This is a genomic window from Synechococcus sp. RC10A2 (assembly GCF_047502605.1).
The window spans coordinates 1-3,910 of sequence record NZ_JANSHP010000092.1 but is presented as its reverse complement, the minus strand read 5'-3'; the positions used below and the strand labels follow the sequence as shown (position 1 = coordinate 3,910).

Genomic DNA, 3,910 nt, shown 5'->3' with positions numbered 1-3,910 from the left:
TGCGATCGCTTCTTTCCTGAACCATGTTCAGGAGAGTTCAGCGTGAATGTATCAGCTTGGACAAACCAAATTCTGTCCCCCTAGGAGAGGGGCTGGAGGTGAGAGAGCTTAGGATAGCTACAGATTAGAGCAATCAAAACTATGAAGTCTGCTGCTCGCCTAGCTTGTCTGCTTGCCGGACTGATCCTAGGAGCGGGGATCCCCGTCATTGCTCCCGCCCCCGCCCTTCCCGTTGCCCAAGCCGGTTTCCGGCCCTATCTCAATGCCCGTTTCGGCTACCGCATCGACTACCCGGCAGACTTTATCCCGCAAGGGGAATCCGACAATGGCGACGGCCAAGTGTTCCTCGGTCAAGACGGGGCTGAGCTGCGCGTTTGGGGTGGGTACAACATTTTTCAAGCAACGCCCGCCAGCGCCCTGCAGGAAGAACTTCGCCGCAGCCGGGAAAACCAGCGCCAGGTTACTTACCAAACCGTTGGCCGGGATTTCTTCGTGGTCTCCGGCTACGAGGACTTTGGCCAGCGGATTTTCTATCTCAAAAAAATCGTCCGTCCTTCCCTGCAGGCTGGCTTTGAATTCGTGTATCCGGCCAACCGGCGCGAGCGCTATGACCGAGATGTGGAAGCTATAGCCCGTTCCCTGCGCCTTGCCAATCCCTGAGCTAGACCCAAGTTGGGGCATGATCGTAGGGATCCCTGGCAAAACCCCATGGCCGAGAGACCGCTGGACAATTGGCTGCGGGAACGGATGCAAGCCGTTGGCCTCTCCTCTTGGCAGGCTCTGCAAGCCCGGGCGGGGATCAGCCGCCGCGCCCTCGATCAGGTGCGCCAAGGGCAGTGGGGATCCCTGCGCCTGGAGCAACTGCAGAAGCTGGCTGCCGCTTTAGAGTGGGAGTTGGGATCCCTGCTTGGCGGTGGCGACCCTAGTCCAAGGGGCTCGAACACTGCAGAAGCGATCTTTTCCCTGCTGCAGCCGCTGCTGACCAGCTACCCCACCGTCCGCGAGATTGCCCGGCGCAAGCCCGATTGGCCGGCCCAAAACGTGACGGCCCTCTTCCGGTCGCTGGATGCCCTGCTGCAGCAGTGGGGGTATGAAGCCATCGGCAGCCCTCTTGAGTCCGTCCCCTTCGACCCGCAACTGCACCAGCCGGATCAGCCGGACATTCGGCCAGGGGATCCCGTCTACATCCGCTTTGTCGGCTACCGCCGGAAAGACTACATCCTCTGCCCGGCCAAAGTCAGCCGCTCGCTGCCCGGAGGATTGAGCTGATGGCACCTGTCCCCAAAGCAACGCTGGCTATCGATTTCGGCACCAGCAATACTGTGGTGGCAGTTTGGGATCCCGTCCAAGAAGCGCCCCGCCTGCTCAGCTTTCCCGGCCTTTCCCGCCCGGGCTACTCGGCCATTCCCAGCCTGGTCTATGTCAAGGGAAAAGGCCAGCTCTTGGTGGGGGAAACGGTGCGGGCCGGGCGTTGGGGGGCAGTGGAGCCGCAGCGGCTGTTTCAGGGCTTCAAGCGGGATCTGGTGGCGGAGTTTGTCCCCCCACCGCGGATTCTCGATGGGGAGCGCTACGACGCCGAGAGGGTGGCTCAGGCTTTTTTGCAGGCGGTGATGGAAGCCGTCCAGCAAGAATACCTGCAGCCGCAACAGGTGGTGTTTACCGCTCCCGTCGGCTCCTTTGAGCGCTACTTGAACTGGCTGCGGGGGGTGGCCGGGGATCCCGTTCAAATTGTGGATGAGGCCACTGCCGCTGCCCTGGGCTATGCGGTCGGCCAGCCGGGATCCGTGGTGCTGGTGGTGGATTTCGGCGGCGGCACCCTGGATCTCAGCCTGGTGCGCACCCTTGCCCCCCAGCCGGGCAACCCCGTCCTCAAGGCAGAGGTGATCGCCAAGGCCGACGCCTACGTGGGCGGGGTGGATATCGACATCTGGATAGCCGAATACCTGCTGGGGCAACTGGGGCTGAGCCGGCAGCAGCTGGGGGCCCTGAGCTGGATGACGCTTTTGGAGCAGGCAGAACAGCTCAAGATCGCCCTTTCTGCCCAGCCGGAGGCTGTGGGCAGTTGGTTCGACGACGAGACTCTAACTGCCTATGAGCTGCGCTTGAATCGGCAGGCGCTGGAGGAGATTTTAGAAACCCACCAGCTCCTCGACCAGATCCGCCAGTGCCTAGACGAGGTGCTGCTCAGCGCCCAGGCAAGGGGAGTGGGCAAAAGCCAAATTGAGCAGGTGCTCCTGGTGGGAGGCAGCTCCCAACTGCCGGCAGTCCAAGAGCTGCTCCGCTCCTACTTCGGCAAAAAGAAAGTCCGCTGCGAGCGCCCCTTCGACGCCGTGGCCCTGGGCGCTCTGCAGGTGGGCCGCCAGGTCAAGCTCGAGGATCGCCTGCACCACAGCTACGCCATCCGCCTCTGGGATCCCTGGCAAAAAAGTTACATCTACTATCCCCTCTTCGAGCGGGGCAGCCCCTACCCTTGCCGACGCTCCGAGCCCTTGATCTTGCAGGTGGCCAACGATGGCCAGACCGAAATTCGACTCGATGTGGGGGAAGTGGCCCAGGTGGCCCAGGCCGAGGTGGTCTATGACGAGCTGGGGCGCATGAGCAGCCGCCAACTTACCCGACAAACCGATTTTCGATCCCTGGGTGCTGAGCCGGCTTGTCTGGCCCGCCTGCAGCCCCCAGGTCGGGCAGGAGAAGATCGCCTCAAGGTGGAATTTGCCGTCGATGCCTCGCGGCGGCTGTTGGCCACTATCTTCGACTTGCAAACCCAGCAGCTTTTGGTAGAAGCCCAGCCCGTAGCCACCCTGAGTTAGAGAAAGGCACTCAGCTTCTTTATCGCGCCAAAACCCAAACAGTGCCGCCTGGCCCTTCTCCCCCCTGGGAGAGGGGCTGGGGGTAGTCGCAATGGCAGCGTGGAGCGCTTGGGCGGATCCCTTGTTGAACAATCGCCTATTTTGCTGTAAAGCGCGGGGGAAAAGTCTTAAGCTCATCCAGAATGACTGTATATCCCCTGCAGTGGCTTTGTAATGACTTGACAGATATAGTCATTTCAAATAGATGCAACGTTTCTCTACGTCGTTATTGCTACGCAACGCTGTCGCGAAGGCGCCGGCAGCGCGAAGCACTATCTCTAGCTCCCCTCTCCCCCTGGGAGAGGGGCTGGGGGTGAGGGCCGACTCCCCTGAGCTCAATCTCTCAAGAATTAGCAACGACTGGCCCTACTGCTGACAGGTAAACTAGCTTCCCGTCGTAGAACAGCGCTGAGCCTTGGTCGCCTTGCTGCGAGTCTGCCCGGTACTCCTGACCTTCGCCCACAGTCGTTACCGCTTCCCAAGGCCATTGGGTTATGTTGGCCCAGTACTTGAGAACATCCTCAGAGGTGGCCTTGGCTCGTGAGGGGGCTGCTCGCAGGGCCTCGATGGCCAGACCGGCTACCAGGCGGGACCACAACCGGCTGCAAATCTGCGCCGTTCCGAAGAGATCCAGCGAGCGCACACGACCGTCTATAGCGATGGCTAGGCCAGTTGCTCCCTTGACATAGCTGATGTCTTCGCGGAACCCTTTCAGCTCCTCCTCGTAGGCTGCATAGGCAATCAGCAAGGGCGGCAGTAGGGGAGCTAACCTCAAGCCTGAGGTGAAGACGGGCAACGTTGACACTCCCACCGCCTAAAGGCGGGGGATTCTTACGCAGTCCACAAAAGAACCCGTAACGGCGTTGTCAAAGCGCCTCTAGACAGTTCCTGAAGGCAAAGCCCCAAGGTTCTGCTGACTTTCTTAAGCAGGTTGGCGGCAGCATTTGCCTCAGCGTTGACCAACCACCCCTTTGCCGTTTGGTACAGGCCCCGCTTGACACGCCTTCCAGAGGGTCTCCACCCGTCGGGTTTTTCACCATAACTAGGTAGCTCATCTCCAT

The 3,910-nt window shown here is 60.7% G+C and carries 4 protein-coding genes; 3 read left to right on the top strand and 1 reads right to left on the bottom strand.

Annotation, left to right across the window (positions count from 1 at the left end; translation table 11 throughout):
- Window positions 1-141 precede the first annotated feature (141 nt).
- Genes NW848_RS12620 through NW848_RS12610 form a run of 3 tightly spaced genes read left to right on the top strand, consistent with a single transcriptional unit; the run spans window position 142 to window position 2,810 of the window.
- A complete protein-coding gene (locus NW848_RS12620) occupies window positions 142-660 on the top strand; it encodes a hypothetical protein (protein ID WP_414508631.1) in 519 nt (172 codons plus the stop codon).
- Window positions 661-708: 48 nt separating this feature from the next.
- Window positions 709-1,269: a hypothetical protein gene (locus tag NW848_RS12615; protein ID WP_414508630.1), complete on the top strand. Its 561-nt coding sequence runs from the start codon at window positions 709-711 to the stop codon at window positions 1,267-1,269.
- Window positions 1,269-2,810 carry an Hsp70 family protein gene (locus tag NW848_RS12610; RefSeq protein ID WP_099812520.1) on the top strand — a complete coding sequence of 514 codons (1,542 nt, stop codon included), beginning with the start codon at window positions 1,269-1,271 and terminating at the stop codon, window positions 2,808-2,810. The genes NW848_RS12615 and NW848_RS12610 overlap by 1 nt, the downstream gene beginning before the upstream one ends.
- 382 nt (window positions 2,811-3,192) lie before the next feature.
- Here NW848_RS12610 and NW848_RS12605 read toward each other — a convergent pair whose 3' ends face one another.
- On the bottom strand, window positions 3,193-3,624 hold the full coding sequence (locus tag NW848_RS12605; RefSeq protein ID WP_414511175.1) for an ARPP-1 family domain-containing protein: 432 nt from the start codon (window positions 3,622-3,624) through the stop codon (window positions 3,193-3,195).
- Between the last annotated feature and the right edge of the window lie 286 nt (window positions 3,625-3,910).

Coding starts and splice junctions, on each gene's coding strand:
- NW848_RS12610 (WP_099812520.1), top strand. CDS start 1,269: ATGGCACCTGTCCCCAAAGCAACGCTGGCTATCGATTTCGGCACCAGC.
- NW848_RS12620 (WP_414508631.1), top strand. CDS start 142: ATGAAGTCTGCTGCTCGCCTAGCTTGTCTGCTTGCCGGACTGATCCTA.
- NW848_RS12615 (WP_414508630.1), top strand. CDS start 709: ATGGCCGAGAGACCGCTGGACAATTGGCTGCGGGAACGGATGCAAGCC.